This is a genomic window from Methylobacterium oryzae, assembly GCF_021398735.1.
In the GTDB taxonomy this organism is placed as follows: Bacteria; Pseudomonadota; Alphaproteobacteria; order Rhizobiales; family Beijerinckiaceae; genus Methylobacterium.
Map to the genome: position 1 here is coordinate 5,629,800 of NZ_CP090349.1, position 24,330 is coordinate 5,654,129.

The 24,330-nt window shown below is 71.6% G+C and carries 25 protein-coding genes; 10 read left to right on the forward strand and 15 right to left on the reverse strand.

Features of this window, described 5'->3' with window-relative positions; all coding sequences use genetic code 11:
• Positions 1-474 precede the first annotated feature (474 nt).
• Both LXM90_RS26860 and LXM90_RS26865 read right to left on the reverse strand, forming a co-directional pair.
• Positions 475-1,887 carry a phosphatase PAP2 family protein gene (locus LXM90_RS26860; RefSeq protein ID WP_234081258.1) on the reverse strand — a complete coding sequence of 471 codons (1,413 nt, stop codon included), beginning with the start codon at positions 1,885-1,887 and terminating at the stop codon, positions 475-477.
• Positions 1,888-2,023: 136 nt separating this feature from the next.
• Entirely contained in the window at positions 2,024-3,157 is a 1,134-nt protein-coding gene (locus LXM90_RS26865; RefSeq protein ID WP_234081260.1) for a TRAP transporter substrate-binding protein, read from the reverse strand.
• 147 nt (positions 3,158-3,304) lie between these two features.
• Between LXM90_RS26865 and LXM90_RS26870 the strand changes: the two genes are divergently transcribed.
• Positions 3,305-3,874, forward strand: a complete 570-nt coding sequence (locus LXM90_RS26870; protein ID WP_020092750.1) for a tyrosine phosphatase family protein — start codon at positions 3,305-3,307, stop codon at positions 3,872-3,874.
• 24 nt (positions 3,875-3,898) lie between these two features.
• On the opposite strand, the gene LXM90_RS26875 is transcribed toward LXM90_RS26870, so the two are convergent.
• The 4 genes from LXM90_RS26875 to LXM90_RS26890 all read right to left on the reverse strand — a co-directional run bounded on the left by LXM90_RS26875 (position 3,899) and on the right by LXM90_RS26890 (position 7,343).
• Positions 3,899-5,035 carry a branched-chain amino acid ABC transporter substrate-binding protein gene (locus LXM90_RS26875; RefSeq protein ID WP_026604861.1) on the reverse strand — a complete coding sequence of 379 codons (1,137 nt, stop codon included), beginning with the start codon at positions 5,033-5,035 and terminating at the stop codon, positions 3,899-3,901.
• 150 nt (positions 5,036-5,185) lie between these two features.
• Positions 5,186-6,355, reverse strand: coding sequence for a polysaccharide biosynthesis/export family protein (locus LXM90_RS26880; protein WP_132367117.1), 1,170 nt, complete (start codon positions 6,353-6,355; stop codon positions 5,186-5,188).
• Positions 6,356-6,616: 261 nt separating this feature from the next.
• On the reverse strand, positions 6,617-6,865 hold the full coding sequence (locus LXM90_RS26885) for a Flp family type IVb pilin (protein WP_020095669.1): 249 nt from the start codon (positions 6,863-6,865) through the stop codon (positions 6,617-6,619).
• A gap of 181 nt (positions 6,866-7,046) precedes the next feature.
• A complete protein-coding gene (locus tag LXM90_RS26890; RefSeq protein WP_042675243.1) occupies positions 7,047-7,343 on the reverse strand; it encodes a DUF3072 domain-containing protein in 297 nt (98 codons plus the stop codon).
• Positions 7,344-7,516: 173 nt separating this feature from the next.
• Here LXM90_RS26890 and LXM90_RS26895 point away from each other — a divergent pair, with 173 nt between their 5' ends.
• The 7 genes from LXM90_RS26895 to LXM90_RS26925 all read left to right on the forward strand — a co-directional run bounded on the left by LXM90_RS26895 (position 7,517) and on the right by LXM90_RS26925 (position 13,125).
• Positions 7,517-8,083: a gluconokinase gene (locus LXM90_RS26895; protein ID WP_051123786.1), complete on the forward strand. Its 567-nt coding sequence runs from the start codon at positions 7,517-7,519 to the stop codon at positions 8,081-8,083.
• A 4-nt stretch (positions 8,084-8,087) separates the two neighbouring features.
• Entirely contained in the window at positions 8,088-8,909 is an 822-nt protein-coding gene (locus LXM90_RS26900; RefSeq protein ID WP_020095666.1) for a Cof-type HAD-IIB family hydrolase, read from the forward strand.
• Between the two features lie 168 nt (positions 8,910-9,077).
• Positions 9,078-10,040 carry a lytic transglycosylase domain-containing protein gene (locus LXM90_RS26905; RefSeq protein ID WP_020095665.1) on the forward strand — a complete coding sequence of 321 codons (963 nt, stop codon included), beginning with the start codon at positions 9,078-9,080 and terminating at the stop codon, positions 10,038-10,040.
• A 343-nt stretch (positions 10,041-10,383) separates the two neighbouring features.
• Positions 10,384-11,265: a helix-turn-helix transcriptional regulator gene (locus LXM90_RS26910; protein WP_020095664.1), complete on the forward strand. Its 882-nt coding sequence runs from the start codon at positions 10,384-10,386 to the stop codon at positions 11,263-11,265.
• Positions 11,266-11,490: 225 nt separating this feature from the next.
• A complete protein-coding gene (gene cysE, locus LXM90_RS26915; RefSeq protein ID WP_026605327.1) occupies positions 11,491-12,342 on the forward strand; it encodes a serine O-acetyltransferase in 852 nt (283 codons plus the stop codon).
• A gap of 91 nt (positions 12,343-12,433) precedes the next feature.
• Positions 12,434-12,649 (forward strand): DUF3126 family protein, encoded by a 216-nt coding sequence (locus LXM90_RS26920; RefSeq protein WP_007565940.1) that lies wholly within the window; start codon positions 12,434-12,436, stop codon positions 12,647-12,649.
• A 146-nt stretch (positions 12,650-12,795) separates the two neighbouring features.
• Positions 12,796-13,125, forward strand: a complete 330-nt coding sequence (locus LXM90_RS26925; RefSeq protein ID WP_020095662.1) for a DUF6949 family protein — start codon at positions 12,796-12,798, stop codon at positions 13,123-13,125.
• A gap of 6 nt (positions 13,126-13,131) precedes the next feature.
• On the opposite strand, the gene LXM90_RS26930 is transcribed toward LXM90_RS26925, so the two are convergent.
• Complete coding sequence (locus LXM90_RS26930) at positions 13,132-13,839, reverse strand: transglutaminase-like cysteine peptidase (RefSeq protein WP_026605326.1); 708 nt, start codon at positions 13,837-13,839, stop codon at positions 13,132-13,134.
• Between the two features lie 319 nt (positions 13,840-14,158).
• On the opposite strand from LXM90_RS26930, the gene LXM90_RS26935 reads away from it, so the two are divergent.
• Positions 14,159-14,416: a hypothetical protein gene (locus LXM90_RS26935; protein ID WP_234081262.1), complete on the forward strand. Its 258-nt coding sequence runs from the start codon at positions 14,159-14,161 to the stop codon at positions 14,414-14,416.
• Between the two features lie 7 nt (positions 14,417-14,423).
• Here the strand turns inward: LXM90_RS26935 and LXM90_RS26940 are convergent, their stop codons facing one another.
• The 8 genes from LXM90_RS26940 to LXM90_RS26975 all read right to left on the reverse strand — a co-directional run bounded on the left by LXM90_RS26940 (position 14,424) and on the right by LXM90_RS26975 (position 23,281).
• The gene (locus LXM90_RS26940; protein ID WP_020095660.1) at positions 14,424-15,023 is read right to left on the reverse strand and encodes a transglutaminase-like cysteine peptidase; all 600 of its coding nucleotides are present in this window, start codon (positions 15,021-15,023) and stop codon (positions 14,424-14,426) included.
• A 356-nt stretch (positions 15,024-15,379) separates the two neighbouring features.
• Positions 15,380-17,113 (reverse strand): AMP-binding protein, encoded by a 1,734-nt coding sequence (locus LXM90_RS26945; protein ID WP_020095659.1) that lies wholly within the window; start codon positions 17,111-17,113, stop codon positions 15,380-15,382.
• A 45-nt stretch (positions 17,114-17,158) separates the two neighbouring features.
• Entirely contained in the window at positions 17,159-17,590 is a 432-nt protein-coding gene (locus LXM90_RS26950) for a hypothetical protein (protein ID WP_020095658.1), read from the reverse strand.
• A gap of 14 nt (positions 17,591-17,604) precedes the next feature.
• On the reverse strand, positions 17,605-18,384 hold the full coding sequence (locus LXM90_RS26955) for an enoyl-CoA hydratase (protein ID WP_020095657.1): 780 nt from the start codon (positions 18,382-18,384) through the stop codon (positions 17,605-17,607).
• Positions 18,381-19,274: a 3-hydroxyisobutyrate dehydrogenase gene (gene mmsB / locus LXM90_RS26960; RefSeq protein WP_020095656.1), complete on the reverse strand. Its 894-nt coding sequence runs from the start codon at positions 19,272-19,274 to the stop codon at positions 18,381-18,383. The genes LXM90_RS26955 and mmsB overlap by 4 nt, the downstream gene beginning before the upstream one ends.
• A 184-nt stretch (positions 19,275-19,458) precedes the next feature.
• Positions 19,459-20,520 carry an enoyl-CoA hydratase/isomerase family protein gene (locus tag LXM90_RS26965; protein WP_020095655.1) on the reverse strand — a complete coding sequence of 354 codons (1,062 nt, stop codon included), beginning with the start codon at positions 20,518-20,520 and terminating at the stop codon, positions 19,459-19,461.
• Positions 20,517-21,662 carry an isobutyryl-CoA dehydrogenase gene (locus tag LXM90_RS26970; protein ID WP_020095654.1) on the reverse strand — a complete coding sequence of 382 codons (1,146 nt, stop codon included), beginning with the start codon at positions 21,660-21,662 and terminating at the stop codon, positions 20,517-20,519. Before LXM90_RS26970 ends, LXM90_RS26965 begins: the two co-directional genes overlap by 4 nt.
• A gap of 122 nt (positions 21,663-21,784) precedes the next feature.
• On the reverse strand, positions 21,785-23,281 hold the full coding sequence (locus LXM90_RS26975) for a CoA-acylating methylmalonate-semialdehyde dehydrogenase (protein ID WP_020095653.1): 1,497 nt from the start codon (positions 23,279-23,281) through the stop codon (positions 21,785-21,787).
• A gap of 116 nt (positions 23,282-23,397) precedes the next feature.
• Between LXM90_RS26975 and LXM90_RS26980 the strand changes: the two genes are divergently transcribed.
• Complete coding sequence (locus LXM90_RS26980; protein ID WP_234081263.1) at positions 23,398-24,306, forward strand: LysR family transcriptional regulator; 909 nt, start codon at positions 23,398-23,400, stop codon at positions 24,304-24,306.
• The last annotated feature ends 24 nt before the right edge of the window (positions 24,307-24,330 follow it).

A 24,330-nucleotide genomic window follows, 5' to 3' on the forward strand; every position in this document is an offset into this window, starting at 1 on the left:
CTCCGGCGCCAGCCGCCAAAACCCCGCCTCATCAGGGACTTGCACGGCGATCGATCGGTCCCGCCCGCGACAATGCAGGTTTCGATCGCGCTCGACGGCCTGCGACATTTTCAACACAGGCGGGAAGTGACGCGTGCGCGAGCGCACGAAAGGACAGCCCTGCTGTCCTGATGCTCTTGAATTTTCCGTCGAGGAGCGCAGATTGTGCAGCGCGGGAAGGCGATGGCGTCGCCCTTCCGCAGCCCTTCTTGGGCGTTTCCTCCCTAGACTTCGGGCCGCTCCTTCGGGAGTGGCCTTTTTTCTGTCCGGAGCAGGCGCGGGCCCCGGTCCGGCCCTTCTACGGGCGCGTTGAGGGGCAGCGCGCTTCCCGCGCAGGCGGGGCGCCCGGGGCGCGACGGACCCCTCTCCGGCGGCTCTGCCTCTCTAGGACATCCGCGCCCGCCGGCGATCCGACAGGCCCTCGGCCACGGCGTGTCAGCGCGTCGCGCTGGACCCCGCCCGGCTCGCCGCCAGCGCGGCGGCCTTGCCGCCCGCCGTGTAGAGGTCGAGGCGCGCGTAGACGCCGAATTCCGAGCCGTCGTCGAGGAAACCGCCGCCCGGCCCCTGCGTCTCGGTGAGGATCGCGTTGGCCTCGTCGAGCGTCAGCGCCGGGAAGGCCGCGGTCAGCAGGTGGCCGGCCTCCGGCGCGATCTTGCCCACGTCCTCCCGCCGGCCGGCGGTGTCCGGATGCACCACGGGCAGGCCGTAGGTCTGGGTCGCCGCGTAGAAGGCGGCGTTGGCGGCCGCGTCCTTGAACCGGCCGCTATCCTTCGCCGCACAGGCCGCCACCGTGTCGCCGCAGCTGGCCTTCAGCGCCTCGGTCATCGCCGCGCGGGCCTCCGTCAGGAGCGCCCGGTAATCCGTCACGCCGACCGTCCTGTCGGCCTCGGCGGACGCCTTGTCGAGGACGGCCGGGTTCTTCCGGATCTGGCCGACATAGGCCGGATCGTTGGCGAGCAGGTGCGCGAGGGCGTGCAGCGAGGTCGCCCGGCCGCCCAGCACGTCCATGGCGTAGTGGGCGCCGACGATGATCCGGTCGTTGCCGTACTCGGCGGCGCGGGCGACCATCTGCTGGTAGCGCTCGGGCACGAGGAGCGCGAGCACCATGGACTCGGTGTAGCCGTAGGTGGTGTGCCCGCTCGGGTAGGACGGGCTGTTCACGAGGTCCTGCGAGGGGCCGCGCAGCCAGTCGAGGCTGTCGGACGCGTCACCGAAATAGTCCTTGCCGCGATACGAGAGGAGGCGTGGCAGGGTCTGGAACGGCCGCGAATTGCCGTAGCGGTCGGCGCCGGGGCTCCCGGCCGGCCGGTCGTAGGCCTTGCCGAAGACGTCGGTGACGGCGCCGTTCGACAGGATCGCGGCGGCCTCGTCCGAGACCGGATGCTTGCCGTTGGTCGTGGCGTTGGCGAAGAAGTACTTGCCGGAATTCGAATCCGACTTGGTCACGTTGTTGGTGTAGCCGATCAGGTTGGCGACCGCCGGCGCGATGCTGGTGAAGGTCTTGTAGTCGCTGTAGGTCGCCTTGGCGTAGTAGGCCTGGGCCAGCGTGGTGCCGAGGCCGTCGGCGAGGTTGGCGGCGTTGCCGTCGGTGATGAAGCAGTCCCGGAGGGCGAGCTGCTGCTGCTCGGGGAACGGCAGGAGCGTCGGCTGCTGCAGCGCGCCGCTCTGGATGTCGCCGGTGACCCGCAGGTTCGCGTCGAGCGCCGCCTTGCCGTCGGGCGTCGTCTGCAGCCGGGCCACCGGGACCAGCCCGCGCAGGGCCGACAGGTTGGCGGCCGACTGTGCGAAGGCCTGGAGGGGCAGCGCCGCCCCGAGCAGAGCCAATCCGACCCGCAGCGTCCCGAACATGCAGCCCTCCCCTCGCCGATGCCGTGCCGGACGCTAGAGCCGTTCCCGATCGCGTGGCAATCGGGCGCGGCCCCGACGTCCCCATCTTTGAAGCGCCCCCGGGGCGCCGCGCCGGCCTCCGGCGGCGGCGCGCGCCTCAGCCCCGCGCCCGGGCGCGGATCATGAAGTTGTCGTAGGTGTACTCTGCCACCTGGAACCAGAGGTACTCCTCGTTGCGGAAGGTCCGCATCGCCTCGTAGACGCGGCGGAAATCGGCGTTCTTGGCGGCGATCTCGGCGTAGACGTCATTGGCGTTCTTGAGGGCGGCCTCCATGACGTCCTGGGGGAACGGCCGCAGCTGCGCGCCCCCGGCCACCAGCCGGCGCAGGGCCTGCGGGTTGCGGGCGTCGTACTTGGCCTGGACGTCGGCGCCGACTTCGGCCGCCGCGGCCCGGAGGATCCCCTGGTAGGATTTCGGCAGCGCCTTCCACTTCTCGGCGTTGAACCAGAAGTGCAGCAGGGCGCCGCCCTCCCAGAAGCCGGGATAATGGTAGATCGGTGCGACCTTCTGCAGGCCGAGCCGCTCGTCGTCGTAGGGCCCGATCCACTCGGCGGCGTCGAGCTTCTTGCTCTCCAGGGCCGCGTAGATCTCCGGGCCCGGCACCGCCTGCGGCTGGACGCCGAACTTGGCGAGCACCTGGCCGCCCATGCCGCCGATCCGGAACTTCAGGCCCTGCAGGTCCGCGAGGGTCTTGATCTCGCGACGGAACCAGCCGCCCATCTGGGCGCCGGTGTTGCCGCCCGGCAGGCAGACCAGCCCGGCCTTGGCGAAGACCTCGGCGAAGAGTTCGGCGGCGCCGCCCGCCTGCCACCACGCGGCGGCGCCCCGGGCGTTCAGGCCGAAGGGCACCGCGGTGGCCAGCGCGAAGGTCGGATCCTTGGCCATGCCGAGGGTCGCAGGACCGTGTCCCATCTCGACAGTGCCGGCGGCCACGGCGTCGAGCAGGCCCTCGGCCGGGACCGGCTCGCCGGGGCCCTGGACCTGGATCTGGAAGCGCCCGTCGGTGGCCTCCGCGACGATCCGGCTGAGCGCCTCGGGGGCGCCGTACAGGATGTCGAGGGTCTTCGGGTAGGCGGAGGACAGGCGCCAGCGCAGCTCCGGGGCGGACTCGGCCCGGGCCGGCGCGGCGAGCGGCCCGGTCAGGGCCGCGGCGGCGCCGAGGCTGGCGGTCAGCACGCTGCGGCGCCGCGTCCCGGCCGCGGGGGATCGCGCGAGGTGAGGTTCGTCCAACGGCATCTCGTCCGAGCAGGTCCGACCCGTCCGGGCCGGATCGGGGGTCGCAGGTAGCACGTGCGTGCCGGTTCTCGAAAGCCGCGGGCGGCCCGGGCAGTTCCGTGGCGCCTCGAAACCGGACCGTGCCCGTGCTAGGCGCCCGGGATGCGAACCGAGCCAGCCGTCACCCTGCACACCGTCTGCGGCCTGGAGGAACTGGCCGGCCACGGCGCGCGCGGCGTGAGCCACGTCCTGTCGCTGCTCGATCCCGGCACGCCGGAGCCCGCGGCCTTCACCGCCTACGGCGCCCACGCCCGCACGACCCTCCGGTTCCACGACTGCCTCGGCCCGGGCGACGGTCTCGTCCCGCCCGAGCCGGAGCACGTCGCGGCGATCCTGGATTTCGGGCGGGCGCTCGACGGGGCCGGCCATCTCCTGGTCCACTGCCATTACGGCCTGTCGCGCTCCACGGCGGCGCTGCTGACCCTGTTCGCGCAGGCCGAGCCGGACGCGTCCGCCGCCGCCCTGGTGGAGCGGCTCCACGCCCTGCGCGAGCCGGCTTGGCCGAACGCGCGCATGATCGGCTACGCCGACGCGATGCTCGGGCGGGACGGGGAACTCAGCGCGGCGGTGCGGCGGCTGCACGCCCTGCAATTGCGGGTCCGCCCGCATCTGGCAGAGCTGCTGCGCGGCCTCGGCCGCGGCGCGGAGGTCGAGGCCGCAGAGACCTTGTGAGGTTGCCTGTGCGGGGTCCGCCCCTCACTTGCCGGCCGGCGTGAAGCTCCCGTCCTTCCACACGTAGAGCACGTAGCCCTGGGCGGTGACGTCGCCCTTAGCGTCGAAGCCGACGGTGCCGAGCACGAGATCGAAGCGCTCGGTGTGCAGCGCCTGCGCGATCGGCCTCGGCTCGGTGGAGTGGGCGAAGTTGCCGGCCGCCACCAGCGCCTGCATGGCCGCGTACCCGTAGATCGTCGAGCCCGTGGGATCGACGCCCTCGGCCTTGAAGGCCTTCACGACGGCCGCGGCGGCGGGCTGCCGGCTCGGGTCGAGGTAGAAGGTCATCAGCACGCCGTTGCTGGCCGATCCGGCGATCTTGGCGAAGTCCGGCGTGGCGATGGCCGAGGTACCGAACCATTGCGGCCGGAAGCCCCGGTCCGCCGCGATCTTCACGAGGCGGCCCATCTCGGCGGCGTCGCCGCCGTAGTAGACGACCTCGATCCCCGCGCCCTTGAGGCGGTCGACCAGGGCGGCGTCGTCGGCGTCGCTCGGCGAGAACGACAGGAACAGCGCCTCGTTCACGCCAATGCGGTTGAGGTTGTCCTTGGTGGCGGCGGCGAGGCTGCGCGCCGCCGGCGTCTGGTCCTGGATCAGCGCGATCTTCCGGTCGCGGAACCGCTCGGCCAGCACGGCGGCGGACAGGCGGGCTTGGTCGTCGTCGCGGCCGCAGACCCGGAAGATGTTCGGCAGCCCCCGGTCGGTGAGCCGGGCCGCCACCGAGGCCGCGGTGATCATCACTACCCCGTTCTGGGCGTAGATGTCGGAGGCCGCGATGGAGGCGTTGGAGCAGACATGGCCGACGACGAGACGGACGTTCGACCGGACGAAGTGGTTGGCCACCGCCATGGCGGTGTTCGAGTCGCAGGCATCGTCCTGCACGTCGAGGGTCACGGGCTGGCCGTCGAGGCCACCCATGGCGTTGGCGTCCCGGGCGGCGGCCTCGACGCCGCGCAGGACCTGCTCGCCGACCGCCACGTAGGGACCAGACCGCGGAACCGCGACGCCGACCACCACGTCGGCCACCGCTTGGGTGGCCGGCAGGAGCGCGAGACACAGGCTCAGGGCGATCAGTGCGGGCCGGAGCGGCCCGTGGGCGGGGACGAAACGTCCGATCTTCATCGGGCTCTTCTGGGCATCCTTGCGCGACACGTCGGCGCGACGGCGGATGCGGCTCCATAGCCTCGATCCCGCCCCGCACCCAGTGCCCATACGCGAGGACGCGGCGAAACGCGATTTTTTTCCGCGGCGGTCCTGTCGACGACCCGGTCCCTACTTGGCGTAGGCGTAGGCCGTCGCGGCGGAGGCGACCGGTCCGGTGACGCCGTTGAAGGCGGTGAGGACCTTCTGGACCTCGGTGAAGGGCGCGTTCGACACGTAGATCAGGTCGCGGTTGCGCATCCGGAACGCCTGGGACACGAACAGGCTGTTGGGGTCGCGCATGTCGATCCGGTAGACCACCGGCACCAGAGGCGTGCCCAGAAGCTTCGAGCCGGGGCTGAGCCGGCGCACGACGCTGGCCGGCTCGAACCGGAAGATGAACGTCCCGGCCGGGTCGGCGGCGAAGTCCGACAGGCCGCGCGCCTTGGCCAGCGCCTGCGCCAGCGTGATGCCGTCGGCCTGGAACGGCAGCTCGGTGCTGTTGCCCAGCGCGCCCACCGCGATGAAGGTCTGCGGGTCGCGCACCAGCGTCAGCACGTCGTTGGGCCGCAGGTAGATGTTCTCACGCGGGTTCGACACCACCGTGGTCAGCGGCACGGTCGCGGTCACCGGACCGCGCGAGAGCCGCACGAAGGTCTCGTTGACCGGCGCGCGGTTGCCGCCGGCGGCGGCGATGACGTCGAGGATGCGGTCGCCGTGGCCCGAGAGCGGCAGGCGGGCGCCGGCGGCGCCCTCGCCGGTGACGGTGACGGCCTGGGAGATCGGGCGGGTGACCGAGACCAGCACCTGGGGCTGGATGGCCTTGCCGGCGAGCTCGTTCTCGATGAGCGCCTGCACGTCCTGGGTGCGGCGGCCGGCGACCTTGATGCGGCCGGCATAGGGCACCGAGATGGCGCCGTCGCGCCCGACGGGCTGCTCGGGGATGAGGGCGGACTTGGATCCGGCGGAGAAGCGGTCGGCGACGAGGGGTCCGGAGAACAGGCCGCCGGATCCGGCTTCCCAGACGGAGACCGAGACCATGTCGCCGATGCCGATGACCGGCTCGGAGGAGGGGCGATGGTCGCCGAAGGAGGCGAGCAGGCTGTCGAGGGGGCGGCCGCGCAGGGCCTCGACCACGGAGGGCGTGACGTCGATGATCTCGTAGCGGGCAAGGATCCCGCCGTCGGCCGTGGCGACCTCGGCCCCGGCCTGGATCGCGCTCGCCGTCGGACCCGCCGCGGGCAGGTACGTGCAGCCCGACATCGCCGTGACGGCGAGCAGGACGAGGGGAAGTTTGCGCATCCAGATGTTGCCCATCGGTATTGCCGAGCCCGTGCCTAGCCCATAGCGGCCCAGGTGTCCGTAGCGGGTGAGCCACACTCCGCCCGCCACGACCGAGACTGCTAAGTCATCCTCGTTAAGCACAGCTTTTTCGGGGCACAGGGACGACGAATGCCGGGCGCAGCGCGCGCTGCTGAAATATCGGGACACAAATCCGAGCGCTGTCGACGGTAACGAGTCGGCCCATCGACTCCAGGGCCGCACGGCCCCGGCGCGATCCGCTCACTGACCCTGTGTCACCGCCGCGGTGATGTCGCCGTAGACGGCGCTGACGCGGGACACGTAGTAGCGGATGCTGCCGACCGCGACGAGGAAGATCAGGCCCCCGAGCAGGGCATACTCGGTCGCGGTGGATCCGCGGACGTCGCGGGCGAAGCGCGCGGTCGCGACAGGGATCCGATCCGTCAGGGCGGCCGCCGCCCGGGATCGCACCGCGCGCCGCCCCGCCCCGTCGCCGCCCGGCTCATCCATGGTCGAACGCGCCTTCCCGTCCCGCCGTCCGCGTGGCCTCACGCGCTCGGAAGGCTGTTACCGGCCCGCGCTTGCCGCCGGCTTAACGAAGTGTCCGAAACAGGGCATCGGGCTGATTCCGGGCGGGATATGCACCGCCCCGCGCGGCGGGCGCGCCCGGCGAGGGCGCGCCCGCGACGGCTCAGGCGTGGCCGGCCTTGTGGCGCAGGTCGTCGATCCGCTTGGAGGCCTCGGCCTTGTCGAGGTCGGGATCGAACGCCTTCGGCTCCTTCGCCTCCTCGGAGAGCGTCTTCAGGTAGGAGGCCTGCGCGCCGGTCATCGGCTCGCCGCCGGTGGTCCACTGGTCCGGATCCTTGATCTGGTTCGACACGTCCTTCGGGTCGGTCTTGGGGTTCTCCGGCGCGTTCTGGCGCGCATCCTGGCGCCCTCCAGAATCCCGATCGGCCTTCGACGTCGCCTTCGCGGTGGTGGTAGCCATGCGACTCATGTTCCCTAAATGTTCGCGTTCTGGGTCGTCAACGCGGCCCGCGGCGCGACGGTTCCTGCCACACGGCGGCAACGTCGGGCGCGGCGATCTTCCCTTCCGCGCGCGCGCTCCGCATGATCGTGACGCGCGGCGCCCCGGCGCGCCTCGGAGCCACGGTGGTCCGGATGACGTCCCAATCAGACCCGCCATTCGATGCCGGGACGGCCGCTCAGGTGCTCGTGGTCATGGGCGTCTCGGGGTCCGGGAAGAGCACCGTGGCGGCGCTGATCGCCGAGAAGCTCGGCTGGATCTTCGTGGACGGCGACAGCTTCCACGCGCCGGAGCACGTGGCGAAGATGCACGCGGGCCACGCCCTCGACGACGCGGACCGCGCGCCGTGGCTCGCCCGGATCGCGACCTGGATCCAGCAGCGCCTCGACGCCGGCGAGTCCGGCGTGGTGGTCTGCTCGGCGCTCCGGCGCGCGTACCGGGACGTCCTCACCCGGGGCAGCCGGCGGGTCCGCATCGTCTACCTCGACGGCGACAAGGCCCTGATCGCGCGGCGCCTCGCGGAGCGCCAGGGTCACTTCATGTCGCCGCATCTCCTGGACAGCCAGTTCGCCACCCTCGAGGTCCCGGGCCCCGACGAGCACCCGATCACCGTCGGGATCCTCGAGCCGCCCGAGGCGATTGCCGACCGGGTCGTGGCGGAACTCGCCACCGCTGCGCGCCGGGATCCGGGTGGGGAGTGACGCGATGACAGCAGGTACCGGCAAGGCCGCGGGGATCGCCCTGGTGATCTCGGACGTCGACGGCACCCTGGTCACCGGGGACAAGCGCCTGACGGCGGCGACGGTGGCGGCCGTGCGTGGCCTGCGCGCGGCCGGGATCGGCTTCAGCATCGCCTCGGCGCGGCCGCCGATCGGACTGCGGAGCCTCGTGGCGGAGCTCGGCCTCGACCTGCCGATGGGGGCCTTCAACGGCGCGAGCGTCGTCCGGCCGGACCTGTCGATCATCGAGGAGCGGACCATCCCGGAGCCGGCGGCCCGGGCGGCCCTCGACCGGCTCCTGGCCGAGGGGCTGGACGTCTGGGTCTTCGCCGACGGCGCGTGGTGCCTGCGCGACCCGGACGGTCCCTACACCGACCTGGAGCGCCGCACGATCGACGCGGAGCCCCGGGTCGTGCCGGATCTCGGAACGCTCATGGGTACGGCCGCCAAGATCGTCGGCGTCAGCCGCGACCACGCCCATCTCGCGGCCTGCGAGACGCGAATCGCGGCGGCGCTGGCCGGCCGGGCCACCGTCCACCGCTCGCAGAAGTACTATCTCGACGTGACCCCGCCCGATCTCGACAAGGGTCGCTTCGTCGCCTGGATGAGCGCGCATCTCGCTATCCCGCGCGAGCGGATCGCCACGTTCGGCGATGCCGGGAACGATCGCCCGATGTTCGCACAGAGCGGCTACTCCGTGGCGATGGGCAATGCCGAGGCGAGCGTCCAGGCGGCCGCCAGCGCGGTCACGGACAGCAACGACGCCGACGGGTTCGCCCGCGCGGTCGAGCGCTTCATCCTTCCCTGACCGGCTCCCCAGACCGGCCGACCGCGTCCGCGCGCCGCCCTGTGGCGCGCGGATCACAAGCACGCCCGTCGCCCCGGCCGCCCACAGGCTGCCGAACGGGGGCCGCTTTCCGGCCTCATTTCCCCGTGACCTAGCTTGACTACAGAACAAGCAGCACCGGGTCTCGGAATGCATCGCCTCATCCTGGCCGCCGTCCTCGCGGTCGCGCCCGCAGCCGCCTTCGGGCAGGGCGCGCGCGACAATATCGACGCGTTGATCGAGCAGCAGGCGAAGGCGAACGGCGTTCCGGCGAGCTTCGTGCACGCCGTGGTCAAGCGCGAGAGCAACTACAATCCGCGGGCGAAGGGCGGCAGCGCCCTGGGTCTCATGCAGATCAAGCACGCGACCGCGCGCGGCATGGGCTACACCGGCGACGCCGCCGGCCTGTACGATCCGGAGACCAACCTGCGCTACGGCGTGGCCTATCTGGCGGGCGCCTACCGCACGGCCAAGGGCAACGTCGCCCAGGCCTACCAGTACTACAACCGCGGCTACTACTACGCCGCCAAGCGCCAGGGCATCTCCACCGAGGTCGCCTCGGTGGTCGCCCCCGTGGCGGCGTCGGCCAGCGCCCTCGCGAGCCTGTTCGGCGGCGGCGTCGCCGACTCCAAACCCAACCCCGCGGCCGCCCTGGCCTACGCGCCGACGGCCGCCGCCGTGGCGGAGGTTCCGACCGAGACCGTCGAGGTGCCGCTGCCGCCGCGCCGGCCCGCCGCCCTGGCCGGCGCCGCGGTCGAACTCGCCAGCCTGTCCATCGACCCGGCCGCGGGCGCGACCCCGGCCGCCCCGCAGGCCGCCTCGGTTCCCGCCGTAGAGGTGCCGCTGCCGCCGCGCCGACCCACCGCCCTCGGGAGCGCGGAGGCCTCGCCGGCGCAGATGGCGGAACTCCGGCTCTCGCCGCAGCCCGCGGCGGCCGCCACCCCGATGACCCCCGCGGCCGCTTCGGCACCGGCCACCGAGGCGGCGGTCGAGGCGGTCGAGGTGCCGCTGCCGCCGCGCCGTCCGTCGCTCCAGATGCTCGCCGCCGCGACGCCGCGGCGCGCTCCGGCCGCCGCGCCGGTGCGCGAGGCCACGGCCCTGCCGGTCGAGTAGCGCGCCCTCTCCGGCGCGGGCGCAGACCGCCGATCGCCCGCCCGGCCGGGCCTTCTGCCCACACAAGGATCATGCCCAAGGCTTGACCATCGGGTCGATCCGCAACACATAGGCGCCACGCCAGCAACGTGGTTGGATCGTTACGGTACGGACCGGCGCCGCGAGACAGCGGCCGTACGCGGGTGGCGCACGACGGATCTCAGGGCAGGAAACGCCGGTCTACACGCGCACGTTCTCAGGCAGCTTCCTGTCTGGCGGAACGCCAAAGCGCGATGGATCTCGAAGCGGCAGGCATGCAGGGCACGGACTCTGCTTTCGAGCTGGCAGGAAAGCGGACGGCGCCATGACCGGCGTGGAACAGGAATCTCTCTTTCTCACGGACCTCGGGCGACGCGTCAGGCACGCGCGCACCGTGCGCGGGCTGTCGCGCAAGGTTCTGTCGCAGACCTCGGGCCTGTCCGAGCGCTACATCGCGCAGCTAGAGGGCGGCCAGGGCAACGTCTCGATCATCCTGCTGCGGCGGGTGGCGAACGCCATGGGTGTGCGGCTGGACGACCTGATCACCGGCAACGACGCGCTGCCCGACTGGCCCGTGGTGCGCGACCTCCTCGCCCAGGCGAGCCCGGCCCAGATCGTCGCCGCCAAGGAGGCCCTGTCCGGCGGCAGCCGGCCCGAATCGAGCAACCGGCCGCGCGTGGCGCTGACCGGACTGCGCGGCGCCGGCAAGTCGACCCTCGGCAAGCTCGCGGCCGAGCGCCTCGGCTGGACCTTCGTGGAGCTCAACGCCGAGATCGAGCGGGAGAACGCCCTCTCGGTCCAGGAGATCTTCGCGATCTACGGCCAGGAAGGCTACCGCCGGCTCGAGCAGGCGGCCTTGCGGCGCCTGACCGAGCATCCCGGGCCGCTGATCCTCGCGACGAGCGGCGGCATCGTCGCGGAACCGCTGACCTACGATCTGCTCCTCCAGGCGTTCTACACCATCTGGCTGCGCGCCCGGCCGGAGGAGCATATGAGCCGCGTCCGCGAGCAGGGACACCTCGCCACGACGGGCGACCACGCCTCCGCGATGCAGGAGCTGCGCGCCGTGCTGGCGAGCCGCGAGCCGCTCTACGCCCGGGCCCCGGCGACGGTGGACACCTCCAACATCCCTGTCCAGACGATGCTGGACCGCCTGACGGCGGCGATCGAGGCGCGGTTCGGGCAGGGCGTGCCGCTGGCGGACTGACCCGCCCGCGTTCGCTGACAGCCATGCGACCGATGCGACCCCTGGGCCGCGCCGGCCCTTGATCGCCGCGGTGCAGCGCACCACGCTAGGGCAGTACCCGCGGTCCGTCGCCGCCGCTGCCGTCTCTCCGGGCGGGACAACCACCCCGCCGAGCGGGCGCTGGACCGGCCCCGCCCCACGCGCGACCGGCAGACCCTGCGAAGTCCCGGACATGAGCATCCGACTATGAGCGCCAGTCCTGCCTTCACTCACCCATCGCATGACCTCGCGGTCGTCGACCCGGTCTGGTCGCGGTTGCGGGACGAGGCGGAGGATGTCCTGCGGACCGAGCCGCAGCTCGCCTCCTTCATCGTCGCCACCATCCTGAACCACACCACGCTGGAAGGCGCGGTCTCCCACCGGGTCGCGGCGCGGCTCGGGCACCCGTCGCTCCCGGCCGAACTCGTCGCCCACGCCTTCCACGAGGCGATCACGGTCGATCCCGGAATCGGCCAGGCGTTCCGCGCCGATATCGGCGCGGTGATCGACCGGGATCCGGCGACGCTCCGGGCCCTCGAACCGGTCCTGTACTTCAAGGGCTTCCACGCCTTGCAGGCCTACCGCCTCGCCCACCATGTCTGGAACCGCGGTCGGCGCGACCTCGCCCTCTACCTCCAGAGCCGGGTCTCGGAGGTGTTCCAGTGCGACATCCATCCGGCGGCGCGGATCGGTCGGGGCGTCTTCCTCGACCACGCCACCGGCCTCGTGGTCGGGTCGACCGCGGTGATCGAGGACGACGTGTCGATCCTCCACGCCGTGACCCTGGGCGGCACCGGCAAGCAGCGCGGCGACCGCCACCCCAAGATCCGCCGCGGCGTGATGATCGGCGCCGGCGCCAAGATCCTGGGCAACATCGAGGTCGGAGCCTGCGCCCGAGTGGCGGCGGGCTCGGTGGTGCTGCGGCCGGTACCGCCGAACACGACGGTCGTCGGCGTGCCGGCGCGCGTGGTCGGCACCGCCGGCTGCGACGATCCGGCTCGGGCGATGGACCAGCTCGTCGCCCTCGATCAGTTCATCCACCTGGGCGACGGGATCTGACCCGGGGCCGTCGCGCTTGCCGCTCCGCCCGCGGCGTGGCAAGCCCTCGGCCCATCCGCGGCGCCAGCGCCGCCAGGGGAGATCGACCAGCGTGACCAAAGCCGAGACCGCGAAGCTTCAGGACTATCTGCGCCGCAAGTTCGCGAACAACAATATCCGCCTTACCGCGATGAAGACCGGCGACTCCGCCGAGGTGTTCATCGGCGAGGAGTCGATCGGCGTGATCGCCGACGACAAGGAGGACGGCGACGATTCCTTCGTCTTCCGGATGGCGATCCTCGACATCGATCTCGAGGAAGAGGCCTGAGGCCCCGCGCTCCGGCCGGACCCGCGTCCCGGATCGGGTCCCGCCGGCCGCACCTGTGCACGGATTAACGCTAACGAAGACTCGTGCTTAACAACCGGTAAACGGCGTGAGTACAGTGCGCGCAACCTGTATCAGGAGCGCGAATAATGGTCCTCACGCCCGTCGCCCTCGAGTCGATCCGGACCCTCTGCATCGGACTGGCGCTGTCCGGCCTGATCGCCAGCGCCTTCGAGCTGTTCGCGGCGCGGCGGGCGAGCTTCAGCCTGCTGGAGCGCGGTGGTCTGCCGGCGGTCGCCGCCCTGCCGATGCTGGCCTTCTCGGCGCCGTTCATCATCCTGCGCAACACGGTGCGCGGCCGGCGGATCGAGGGGCGCCCGATCCCGTTCGTGATGCTGGCGACGGTCATCGCGTGCGGCTGGAGCCTGCTCTCCGGCCGCGTCGCCCTCGACCTCGCCGCGATGCTGGTGGGCGCCTGATCGGGTTCAGGGCTCGGCGGTGGCCACCTGCGCGGTCCCGTCCTTGCCCTCCAGGGACACCCAGGCCGCGCCGTCCTGGCCGGCCCGCTTGATGAAGTTGTAGCCGGTGCGGCGCCAGGAGCGGATCGCGTCGGTCTTGTTGTCGAGGATGAAGTCGCCGCGGTCGGTCCGGACCGTCAGCACCGCGTGGCCCTCGTTGGTCTCGTCGATCACCACGGTCATCAGCAGGGCGCGCCGCGGCAGGCCGCGCTCCACCAGCATCCGCCGCTTCAGCAGCTGGTAATCCTCGCAATCGCCGAACCCGTCATCGGGGAAGTCCCAGCGGTCGACGACGCCCCAATGCGCCTGATCGGTGATCGGCCGGATGCGCGCGTTCACGCGGCGGTTGACGCTCTGCAGGGTCCGCCACACCGCCACGGTCAGGGAAATCTCGGCCGGCTCGGCCGTGTCGACCGTGCATTCCTGAGGCGTGCGGGCGCAGAAATCCGTCCAGCCCGCGATCGCCCGCACCGGCCCGGTCGGTTCGGCGGCGGTCACCTGATCCGGCAGGACCAGCCGCGCGTGGGCGTGGGTCGTGGCGCCGCCCATCGCGAGGATCGTGCCGAGCAGGGCGAAACTCGCCGCCTGCCGCGCGCGGCACGCCGCGTGCGTCCACCCGCGCCAACGGAGCGGGCCGAAGACCTGACACGAGATACCGCCATCCGCGTGCCGCATGGTTCAAGCCCCCGCCGCCCGATGATGACGGAAGGGTGACACGGCCACGTGCGACGCACAATGGGTCAGGGCGAGGCAGCTAACGCGCGGGGAGCCGTATCGGTTCCGATTTAAGAGAGTGTTGCATCCGCGGGGCTGGCCGAAACCGTATGCACTGAGTGAATAGCCGCTCTGCGCCTTCTCGGAAGGCCTTGATTCAGGTCAGCTTTGCCGGCTTCTCAGCACGGCTCGCACGGGGGATTCGCGGCGGGCTCGATCGAGACGCGTGAAGCCGGCCAGCCCGTCGCCGACGGGGCCGCACCCCAGGAAAGGACCCGCCATGCAGCCCGCCATCCAGCAGGTGATCAGAGCGCTCGCCGAAGATGGTCGGGCCGGCGCGATCAATATCGCGGAGCACGCGGTCGATTCCTACCTCGCCGACGCGCCGAGCGCGGGCGACAGGGCGCTGTCGCGGGACATCCTGGTCCGGGATCTCGCCAGTCTCCGGGGCGTCGCCCCGCATCTCGCGGCCTTCATCGGCCGGGTGGAGTCCTACGTGGCGAGCCTCGCCCAGCCGTCGCTGAGCCGGGCGGCCTGAGGCCGCGTCACCGGTTTGCAGTGGTGACCGGGGAGGTGACGCCGCCGAGGGAGACCCAGGCGACGGCGTCCTGGCTCTCGCGCTTGATGAACACGTAGCCGGTCTTGTGCCAGGGCAGGATCGCGCTGGTCTTGTTGTCGAGCACCAGGTCGCCGCGGTCGGTGATCAGGGTCAGCACGGCGTGGCCCTCGCCCTTCTCGTCGATCACCACGGTCATGCGCATCGCCCGCCGCGGCAGGCCGGCCTCGGCCAGCATGTGGCGCTTGAGCAGCTGGAAGTCCTCGCAGTCGCCGATGCCGTCCTCGGCTAGGTCCCAGCGGTCGGCCACGTGCAGGTGGTCCTGGTCGGTCATCGGCTCGATCGCCTTGTTGACCCGCCGGTTCACCGACACGATCGTCGCCCAGGTGGCGGGCGTCAGGCTGATCCGGGCCGGCTCGCCCCGGTCCAGCGCGCACTCCGCCGCGTAATTCTGACAGAACGTCACCCACGCCGCGATCGGCTTGGCGTCGCCCAGGATCTTGGCGCCCACGTCCGCGGGCAGGCTCGCCAGCGTCTGCGCCTGAACCGGAGCGGCGAGGCCGAGCAGCGTCGCCGCTCCGACCAGCATCCCCCGAACCGTCCTGAGAAGCGCCGCGCCCATCGAACCCGTCCCCGTTGTTGAGGACAGGATTGCGCCGCAGAGCCTCCGCGGCGCTGAAGCGGATGCGCGCAATTTTACCGATCTGCCGGCGCGGGCCCGCTCACGCGCGACAGCGTCGACGGGAGACTTGAGAACCCTTGTAAATCGGCGGCTTCGGCTTCGGAAACCGGAAACCTTGAGGGTTCGTCACCCGGGGACCTGAGTCCTCAGGCGCGCAGCCGCCATCGCGAGCGCAGAGAGGCACACCAAGACTGCGCCAAGCCGACCGATGGCGCGCTGCCCTGGGTAGCCTCGCTGCGCCCGCGATCACGGGGTGGAAACGCTCAGCCCGCCGTCTGGTCGAGCTTGCGCTCGGCCTCGCCCTTCAGCTCCGGGAAGTCCGCCTGCGTGTAGGCGCGGCCCCGGTGCGGGTCCTCGGTGATGCCCTCGTGCTCCAGGCGGCGGAGCTGCACCCGCCGGATCTTGCCCGAGATCGTCTTGGGCAGATCGGTGACGAATTCGAGCCCGCGCAGGCGCTTGAAGGTCGCGAGCCGGGCGTTGGTGAACCGGAAGATGTCGAGCGCCGTCTCGGGTCCGGGGCTGGCTCCGGCCACCAGGGACACGTAGGCCTTCGGGATGGTGTGGCGCATCGGGTCGGGCACCGGCACCACCGCCGCCTCGGCCACGGCCGGGTGCTCGATCAGCACGCTCTCCAGCTCGAAGGGGCTGATCCGGTAGCCCGACGACTTGAACACGTCGTCGGCGCGGCCGACGAAGGTGTAGCAGCCCTGCTCGTCCACGAAGGCGACGTCGCCGGTGTGGTAGAGGTCGCCGGCCGCGCCCGACAGGTTGCCCTGGCCGTCGTCGTAGCCCTGCATCAGGCCGGCGGGCCGGTGGGCCCCGAGTTCGAGGCAGACCTCGCCCTCGGTGGCCGGCTGACCGTCGAGGTCGAGGACGCGCACCCGGTAGCCCGGGAGAGGCCGGCCCAGGGCGCCCGGCACCACCGGCTGCCCCGGCGTGTTGGCCATGAGCGCGGTGGTCTCGGTCTGGCCGTAGCCGTCGCGGATCGTGAGGCCCCAGGCGCTCTTCACGCGCTCGATCACCTCGGGATTCAGGGGCTCGCCCGCCGCGCAGACCTCGCGCAGGGCGAGCCGCTTCCCGGACAAGTCCTCCTGGATGATCATCCGCCAGACGGTCGGCGGCGCGCAGAGCGTGGTGGCGCCGGTGCGCTCCAGCTGCGCCAGCAGCGCGGCCGCGTTGAACGGCGCCTGGTTGATCACCAGGATCGTCGCGCCGGCATTCCAGGGCGCGAAAAACGAGGACCACGCGTGCTTCGCCCAGCCCGGCGAGGAGACGTTGCAGTGCACGTCCCCCGGCTGCAGCCCGAGCCAGTACATGGTCGAGAGCGCGCCCACCGGGTAGGAGCGGTGGCTGTGGCGCACCAGCTTCGGCTTCGCCGTGGTGCCGGAGGTGAAGTAGAGGAGCAGCGGGTCGTCGGCGGCGGTCGGGGCGTCCGGCGCGAAGCTGTCCGAGGCCGTGAAGGCGTCGTCGTAGGCCGCCCAGCCCTCCGTCGGAGCCCCGGTGACGAGGCGAACGGCACCGCCCGTGTCGAGGCCGGCGAACCGTGCGATCTGCTCCGGCCCGGCCACGATCGCCCGCGGGCGGCCGCGGGCGAGGCGGTCGGCGAGCTCGTCGGCGGTGAGCAGCGTGGTCGCCGGGATGACCACGGCGCCGAGCTTCATCGCGGCCAGCATGGTCTCCCACAGGGCCGGCACGTTGCCGAGCAGCAGGAGCAGGTGGTCACCGCGCTTCAGGCCGAGCTGACGCAGGTGGTTGGCCACCTGATTGGACCGTGCCGCGAGCTCGCCGAAGCTGAGGCTCTGCTCGGCCCCGCTGCCAGCCTCGACGATCCGCAGGGCGGCGCGGTCGCGGCTCTCGGGGCCGGCGAGGACGGCGTCGAACCAGTCGAGCGCCCAGTTGAACGGCACCGGGTCCGGCCACGCGAAGGCCGCGACGGCGGCGGCGTAGTCGGTGCGATGGGCCAGCAGAAGGTCGCGGGCCTCCCGGAAGCTCGGCATGGTCGTTCCCCCTCGTCCTCGTTGCCCGATCCCGACCCGGCGTCTTCAGGCCGGGATCAGATCCTCACCGGCCTCGCCCTGCGCGAGGCGCTGAACCATGGCGGCGTGGAAGTCGCGGATCTGCCCGGCAATCGCCCCAACACTGCGGTCGTTGCGGGCGAAATCGTCGGCGTTCAGCGCGATCAGGCCGGCCGTGTAGCCGGCCTCGTTGTGTTCGAACGGATCCGCGTAGAGCCATGCCCACCAATCGCGGAGCGGGATCAGGCTGGCGCCGGGCTTGACCCGCAGCGCCGCCAGGAAACGGAAATGGCGCGTCAGCTCTTTCCGCCAGACCGACCGCGTCCGTTGGGGCACGAAGGCGAGCAGCTTCACGAGGTGCTCGTTGATGGTCTCCTCGCGCCCGCGCGCCTTCTGGGCGACGATTGCGCGCGGGAAGGCCATCTCGAACCGGACTTCGTCGTGGTCCAGCACATCCATCGCCTGGTCCCCGCTCAGGTGTTCTCGAACCGGGGCGGCCGCTTCTCTACGAAGGCGGCCATACCCTCCTTCTGGTCCTTGGTGGCGAACATGGCGTGGAACACCCGCCGCTCGAACCGGATGCCCTCGGTCAGCGTGGTCTCGTAGGACCGGTTGACCGCCTCCTTGGTCATCATCGCGATCGGCAGCGACATCGACGCGATGGTCTCGGCCGCCTTCAGTGCCTCGTCGAGGAGCTGGTCGGCCGCGATCACGCGCGAGACGAGGCCGGCACGCTCGGCCTCGGCGGCGTCCATCATCCGCCCGGTCAGGCACATCTCCATGGCCTTGGCCTTGCCGACGAAGCGGGTCAGCCGCTGGCTGCCGCCGATCCCCGGCATCACGCCGAGCTTGATCTCGGGCTGGCCGAACTGCGCCGTGTCGGCCGCCAGGATGATGTCGCACATCATGGCGAGTTCGCAGCCACCGCCGAGCGCGTAGCCCGCCACCGCGGCGATGATCGGCTTGCGCACGGCGACGAACCGGTCCCAGTCGGCGAACCGGTCGCCGGAATACATCTCCGCGTAGGTGGCGTGCTGCATCTCCTTGATGTCGGCGCCGGCCGCGAAGGCCTTCGCCGAGCCGGTGAGGACGATGCAGCCGATCCCCGGATCCGCATCCGCCTCGGTCGCCGCCCGGATCACCTCGCGGGTGAGCTGCGCGTTGAGGGCGTTCAGGGCCTTCGGCCGGTTGAGGGTGATCAGCAGGACGCGCCCGCGCGTCTCCGTCAGGATCGTCTCGTACGTGTCGCTCACGACTCGCCTCCCTGCCCGCGGAGCATACGGATGATCGCGGAAAAGTCCTCTCCCCCGTGGCCCGCGCCCTCGAACAGGCCGTAGATCTGCGCGGCCTCCGCGCCCAGCGGCGTCGCCGCCCCCGCGGCGATGGCGGCGGCCTGAGCGAGTCGGAGGTCCTTGAGCATCAGCGCGGCGGCGAAGCCCGGCTTGTAGCCGTTGTTGGCCGGCGAGGTCGGCACCGGACCCGGCACCGGGCAGTAGGTGGTCAGTGACCAGCACTGACCCGAGGAGACCGAGGCCACGTCGTAGAGCGCCTGGTGCGACAGGCCGAGCTTCTCGCCGAGCGCGAAGGCCTCGCTGACGCCGATCATCGAGATGCCGAGGATCATGTTGTTGCAGATCTTGGCCGCCTGCCCGGCGCCGGCATCGCCGCAATGGAACACGTTCTTGCCCATCGCCTTCAGCAGCGGCTCGGCCTTGGCGAAGGCGGCCGCGGCGCCGCCGGCCATGAAGGTCAGCGTCCCGGCCTTCGCGCCGCCGGTGCCGCCGGAGACCGGCGCGTCCACCGACAGGCAGCCCCGCGCCTCGGCGAGGGCGTGGGCCTTGCGGGCGCTCTCGACGTCGACCGTGGAGGAATCGATCAGGAGCGTGCCGGCGGGCAGGGCCTCGGCGAGCTGCGTCCAGACCTCGACCACGTGCCGCCCGGCGGGCAGCATGGTGATGACGACGTCCGCCCCTTGGGCCGCCTCCAGGGCCGAGCCGGTGACAGCGACGCCTCCGGCGCGCGCCCCCTCCAGCGAGGCCGGCACCAAGTCGAAGCCGCGCACGGTGTGGCCCGCCTTCACGAGGTTGGCCGCCATGGGCCCGCCCATGTTGCCGAGACCGATAAACCCGATGGTCTGCGCCATCCTGCTTCTCCCTTGATTGCTGTCGTTCGCGTCTTCCACCCGCGTCCTCATCTGAAGTGACCGCGACGCGGGCCTCGAAGGAGGGCTCCAGGAATCACGGCGGCTTCTGGAGCCCTCCTTCGAGGCCTACGCTACGCTTCGGCACCTCAGGATGAGGGTGTGGGTGGGAACGAGCGATGCGTCATCACACCGGCCCCGTGCGCGATTCCGAAAAAACCGGCTCCGCCCGCTTCTCCAGCCAGCGGGCGATCCGCGCCGGATCGACCGCGTCGAGGGTCGGCGGGTTCCAGCGCGGGCTCTTGTCCTTGTCGATCACCGCGGCGCGGATGCCTTCGCGGAAATCGCCCTCCGCCAGCAGGGCCAGCGAGGCGTGGAACTCGCGCTCCAGGCAGGCTTCCAGGTTCGGCGCGCCGCGGCCGAGCCGCAGGAGGCACAGCGTCAGGACGAGGCTCGACGGCGCCTTGGTCAGGAGCGTCGCCCGGGTCGCGGCGGCGAAGTCCGAGCCGTCCGCCGCCAGGGCCGACAGGATCTCGTCCACCATGTCGAAGGCGAAGCAGCGGTCGATCACCGCCCGGTGCGCGGCGAGCGGTGCCGGCTCCGGATCACGGGCGAGCCGTGCGATCGCGTCCCGCACGCCCGCCTGCCCGGCATCCGGGTCGACCGCCACGAGGGCGTCGATCAGGTCAGGCAGACCCGCGGAGGGCACCAGGGCGCCGGCCAGCCGGCAGAAGATCGCGTCGGCGGCGCCGACCGGCTCGCCGGTCAGGCCGAGATAGGTGCCGAGTTCCCCGGGCGCGCGCGGCAGCAGCCACGTTCCGCCGACATCCGGCAGGTAGCCGATGCCGGTCTCCGGCATGGCGACGCGGGAACGCTCGGTGACGATCCGGTGCGCGGCGTGGCCCGCGAGCCCGACACCCCCGCCCATGGTGATGCCGTCCATGACCGCCACGAAGGGCTTCTCGTAGGCGGCGATGCGCGCATCGAGCCTGTACTCGTCCCGCCAGAAGGTCTCGGCGAAGGCGGTGTCGGGGCTGTCGTAGAGGGAGCGCAGGTCGCCGCCGGCGCACAGGCCGCGCTCGCCCTCCCCGGTGAGCAGCACCGCGGCGATGCCCGGATCGGCCGAGAACCGGTCGAGCGCCCGGTCGATCTCGCCGACCATGCCGTGGGTCAGGGCATTGAGGGCCTTCGGCCGGTTGAGCCGCAGCCGGCCCAGGGCGCCGACACGCTCGACGATCACGTCGCTCATCGGCGGCCCCCGGTCAGCCCGCGGGCGATGATCAGCCGCATGATCTCGTTGGTCCCCTCGAGGATCTGGTGCACGCGCAGATCGCGGACGATCTTCTCCACGCCGTACTCGGCGAGGTAGCCGTAGCCGCCGTGAAGCTGGAGCGCCTGGTTGGCGACCTCGAAGGCCGCGTCGGTGACGTGGCGCTTGGCCATCGCGCAGAGCTGGGTCGCGGCCGGGTCCTTGGCGTCGAGCGCGGCGGCCGCGTGCCGCAGGAAGGTGCGTGACACCTCCAGGCTCGTCGCCATGTCGGCGAGGCGGAACTGCAGCGCCTGGAAGTCGGTGAGCCTCGCCCCGAAGGCGCGGCGGTCGCCCATGTAGGCGAGCGCCTTGTCGAGGGCCGCCTGCGCGCCGCCGAGCGAGCAGGCCGCGATGTTGAGCCGCCCCCCGTCGAGGCCGCTCATGGCGATCTTGAAGCCCTGGCCCTCGGCGCCGAGGCGGTTGCCCACCGGCACACGGCAGCCGTCGAAGCGCACCGCGCGGGTCGGCTGGGCGTTCCAGCCCATCTTGCGCTCGTCGGCCCCGAAGGACAGGCCGGGCGTGCCCTTCTCGACCACGATCGCGGAGATCCCCGCCGGGCCGGCCTCGCCGGTGCGGACCATGCAGACGTAGAGGTCGCTGGCGCCGGCGCCCGAGATGAACTGCTTCTCGCCGGAGAGCACGTAATGGTCGCCGTCCCGCTCGGCGCGGGTGCGGAGCGCCGCAGCGTCGGAGCCCGAACCCGGCTCGGTGAGGCAGTAGCTGGCGATCCGCTCCATGCCCATGAGCGACGGCAGCCAGCGGCGGCGCTGATCGTCGTCGCCGTAGGCGTCGATCATCCAGGCGCACATGTTGTGGATCGACAGGAACGCCGCCACGGTCGGGCAGCCGGTGCTGAGCGCCTCGAAGATCAGCGTCGCGTCGAGGCGCGACAGGCCGGAACCGCCGACATCCTCGCGGACGTAGATGCCCGCCATGCCGAGGGCGGCCGCTTCCCGCAGGGTCTCGACCGGGAAGGTCTTGTCGCGGTCCCAGTCGAGGGCGTGCGGCGCGATGTGCTCGGCCGCGAAGCCGAGGGCCATCTCGCGGATCGCGGTCCGGTCCTCGTCGAGCCCGAAACTCATGGGCACTCCCTCATGTTCGTCAGCCACCGCGCGAGGTACGCACATCGGCCGCCCCAAGGCGGGCCGTACCCCCTCCCCGCGCGGGAGAGGGGGACCCGGGCCCCACCTCGAGCCGTCGCGCTCTACCGCATCGTCGGGATGGAGAACTCCGCCCCGCTCTTGATGCCGCTCGGCCAGCGCTGCGTCACGGTCTTGGTCTTGGTGTAGAACCGGATCGAGTCCGGCCCGTGCTGGTTCAGGTCGCCGAAGCCCGAGCGCTTCCAGCCGCCGAAGGTGTGGTAGGCGATCGGAACCGGGATCGGCACGTTGACGCCGACCATGCCGACATTGACCCGCGCGGTGAAGTCGCGGGCCGCATCGCCGTCCTGGGTGAAGATCGCGACGCCGTTGCCGTACTGGTGGGTCGAGGGCAGCGCCAGCGCCTCCTCGTAATCCTTGGCCCGAACCACCGAGAGCACGGGGCCGAAGATCTCTTCCTTGTAGATCGTCATGTCGGGCGTCACGCGGTCGAACAGCGAGCCGCCCATGTAGAAGCCGTTCTCGTAGCCCTGGAGCTTGAAGCCGCGGCCGTCGACGGCGAGCTGCGCGCCCTCGGCGACGCCCTTGTCGATGTAGCTCGCGACCTTCTGCACGGCCTCCCGGGTGACGAGCGGGCCGTAATCGGCCGAGCCGTCGTGCGAGGGACCGATCTTGAGCGACTCGACCCGCGGGACCAGCTTCTCCATCAGGCGGTCGGCGGTCTGCTCGCCCACCGGCACCGCCACCGAGATGGCCATGCAGCGCTCGCCGGCCGAGCCGTAGCCGGCGCCGATCAGCGCGTCGACCGCCTGGCCCATGTCGGCGTCCGGCATGATGATCATGTGGTTCTTGGCGCCGCCGAAGCACTGGGCGCGCTTGCCCGTCTCGGCGGCGCGCACGTAGATGTACTCGGCGATGTGCGAGGAGCCGACGAAGCCCACCGCCTTGATGTCCTCGTCGTCGAGGATCGCGTCGACCGCCTCCTTGTCGCCGTTGACGACGTTGAGGATGCCCGGCGGCAGGCCCGCCTCCAGGAAGATCTCGGCGATGCGGATCGGCACGCTCGGGTCGCGCTCGGACGGCTTCAGGATGAAGGCGTTGCCGCAGGCGATGGCCGGGGCGCATTTCCACAGCGGGATCATGGCCGGGAAGTTGAACGGCGTGATGCCGGCGACGACGCCCAGCGGCTGGCGCAGGGAGTAGACATCGATGCCGGGCCCGGCCCCTTCGGTGTACTCGCCCTTGAGCAGGTGCGGGATGCCGCAGGCGAACTCCACGACCTCGACGCCGCGCTGGATGTCGCCCTTGGCGTCCGGCACGGTCTTGCCGTGCTCGGAGGCCAGCAGCTCGGCCAGCGAATCGTTCTCGCCGCGGATGAGCTCGAGGAAGCGCATCATCACGCGGGCGCGCTTCTGCGGATTGGTCGCCGCCCAGGCCGGCTGGGCCGCTGCGGCGTTCTCGACCGCGGCGCGCATCTCGGCCTTGCTGGCGAGCGCGACCTTGGCCTGCACCTCGCCGGTCGAGGGGTGGAACACGTCGGCGAACCGCCCGCTCTCGCCGCCGACGTTCCGGCCGCCGATGTAATGCCCGATCGTGCGCATGCGCGCCTCCCTGTGATGTGGCGTTCGATTTTGGCGCACCCTATCAGGATCGCTTGAGCGATAAAGCCGGATGCGCTTACAGCCGTCGTGCATCGATGCACAGCGAGGGTGCGATCATGGCCAGGACGGGGCCCAACTGGGACGACCTCCGCTTCTTCCTCGCCGTGGCGCGGACCGGAACGCTAAGCGCCGCCGGGACCCGTACCGGCACCGAGCACACCACCGTCGGGCGCCGGATCCGCGCCCTGGAGGAAGGGCTCGGCGCCCGGCTGTTCCACCGCAGCAACCTCGGCTACGCCCTCACCGAGGACGGCGCGAAACTGCTCGGCGTCGCCGAGGCCATGGAGAGCGCGTTCCTGTCGGCGAGCGCCGCCACGGAGGCCGCCCAGGCGGTCTCCGGCACGGTGCGGATCGGCGCGCCGGACGGGTTCGGCAGCGTCTTCCTGGCCCCCCGGATGCACCGGCTCACCGCGCGCCATCCGGGGCTGGAGGTCGAGATCATGGCGACCGCCCGGATCTTCAGCCTGTCGAAGCGCGAGGCCGACATCGTCATCAGCCTCTCCGGCCCGCAGCAGGCCCGGGTGGTGGCGCGCCGGCTGACCGACTACCGGCTGCTCGTCTACGGGGCCGAATCCTACCTCGCGGGGGCCGGGCCGATCGCGGAGGTCGGGGACCTCTCGGGGCATCCCTTCGTCGGCTACATCGAGGACATGCTGTTCACGCGCGAGCTGAACTATCTCGGCGCCCTGGGTCCGCCGGTCTCGGCGCGGCTGCGCTCGACGAACCTCCTGGCCCAGGTCCACGCGACGCTCGGCGGCGCCGGCCTCTGCGTGCTGCCTGCCTTCATCGCGTCGGCCCATCCGGGTCTCGTGCCGGTGCTGCCCGGCGCGGTGTCGCTGACCCGCTCGTTCCACATGCACATCCACGAGGATCACCGGAAGGCCGCCCATATCCGCGCCGTGGCGGGCTTCATCGCGGGCGAGGTGGAGGCCGCCGCCGCGCTCTTCGCCGGGCCGGCAGTGTAAGCACCGGCAGTTTCGCCCGGCGGT

Bases quoted from the DNA above. Each gene is read 5' to 3' on its own strand.
- LXM90_RS26860 (WP_234081258.1), bottom strand. From the start codon at position 1,887: ATGTTCGGGACGCTGCGGGTCGGATTGGCTCTGCTCGGGGCGGCGCTG.
- LXM90_RS26930 (WP_026605326.1), bottom strand. From the start codon at position 13,839: ATGCGGCACGCGGATGGCGGTATCTCGTGTCAGGTCTTCGGCCCGCTC.
- LXM90_RS26900 (WP_020095666.1), top strand. From the start codon at position 8,088: ATGACAGCAGGTACCGGCAAGGCCGCGGGGATCGCCCTGGTGATCTCG.
- LXM90_RS26875 (WP_026604861.1), bottom strand. From the start codon at position 5,035: ATGAAGATCGGACGTTTCGTCCCCGCCCACGGGCCGCTCCGGCCCGCA.
- LXM90_RS26880 (WP_132367117.1), bottom strand. From the start codon at position 6,355: ATGCGCAAACTTCCCCTCGTCCTGCTCGCCGTCACGGCGATGTCGGGC.
- LXM90_RS26905 (WP_020095665.1), top strand. From the start codon at position 9,078: ATGCATCGCCTCATCCTGGCCGCCGTCCTCGCGGTCGCGCCCGCAGCC.
- LXM90_RS26885 (WP_020095669.1), bottom strand. From the start codon at position 6,865: ATGGATGAGCCGGGCGGCGACGGGGCGGGGCGGCGCGCGGTGCGATCC.
- LXM90_RS26980 (WP_234081263.1), top strand. From the start codon at position 23,398: ATGGCCAGGACGGGGCCCAACTGGGACGACCTCCGCTTCTTCCTCGCC.
- LXM90_RS26895 (WP_051123786.1), top strand. From the start codon at position 7,517: ATGACGTCCCAATCAGACCCGCCATTCGATGCCGGGACGGCCGCTCAG.
- LXM90_RS26890 (WP_042675243.1), bottom strand. From the start codon at position 7,343: ATGGCTACCACCACCGCGAAGGCGACGTCGAAGGCCGATCGGGATTCT.
- LXM90_RS26940 (WP_020095660.1), bottom strand. From the start codon at position 15,023: ATGCTGGTCGGAGCGGCGACGCTGCTCGGCCTCGCCGCTCCGGTTCAG.
- LXM90_RS26945 (WP_020095659.1), bottom strand. From the start codon at position 17,113: ATGCCGAGCTTCCGGGAGGCCCGCGACCTTCTGCTGGCCCATCGCACC.
- LXM90_RS26965 (WP_020095655.1), bottom strand. From the start codon at position 20,520: ATGAGCGACGTGATCGTCGAGCGTGTCGGCGCCCTGGGCCGGCTGCGG.
- LXM90_RS26935 (WP_234081262.1), top strand. From the start codon at position 14,159: ATGCAGCCCGCCATCCAGCAGGTGATCAGAGCGCTCGCCGAAGATGGT.
- LXM90_RS26925 (WP_020095662.1), top strand. From the start codon at position 12,796: ATGGTCCTCACGCCCGTCGCCCTCGAGTCGATCCGGACCCTCTGCATC.
- LXM90_RS26975 (WP_020095653.1), bottom strand. From the start codon at position 23,281: ATGCGCACGATCGGGCATTACATCGGCGGCCGGAACGTCGGCGGCGAG.
- LXM90_RS26870 (WP_020092750.1), top strand. From the start codon at position 3,305: ATGCGAACCGAGCCAGCCGTCACCCTGCACACCGTCTGCGGCCTGGAG.
- LXM90_RS26950 (WP_020095658.1), bottom strand. From the start codon at position 17,590: ATGGATGTGCTGGACCACGACGAAGTCCGGTTCGAGATGGCCTTCCCG.
- mmsB (WP_020095656.1), bottom strand. From the start codon at position 19,274: ATGGCGCAGACCATCGGGTTTATCGGTCTCGGCAACATGGGCGGGCCC.
- LXM90_RS26910 (WP_020095664.1), top strand. From the start codon at position 10,384: ATGACCGGCGTGGAACAGGAATCTCTCTTTCTCACGGACCTCGGGCGA.
- cysE (WP_026605327.1), top strand. From the start codon at position 11,491: ATGAGCGCCAGTCCTGCCTTCACTCACCCATCGCATGACCTCGCGGTC.
- LXM90_RS26970 (WP_020095654.1), bottom strand. From the start codon at position 21,662: ATGAGTTTCGGGCTCGACGAGGACCGGACCGCGATCCGCGAGATGGCC.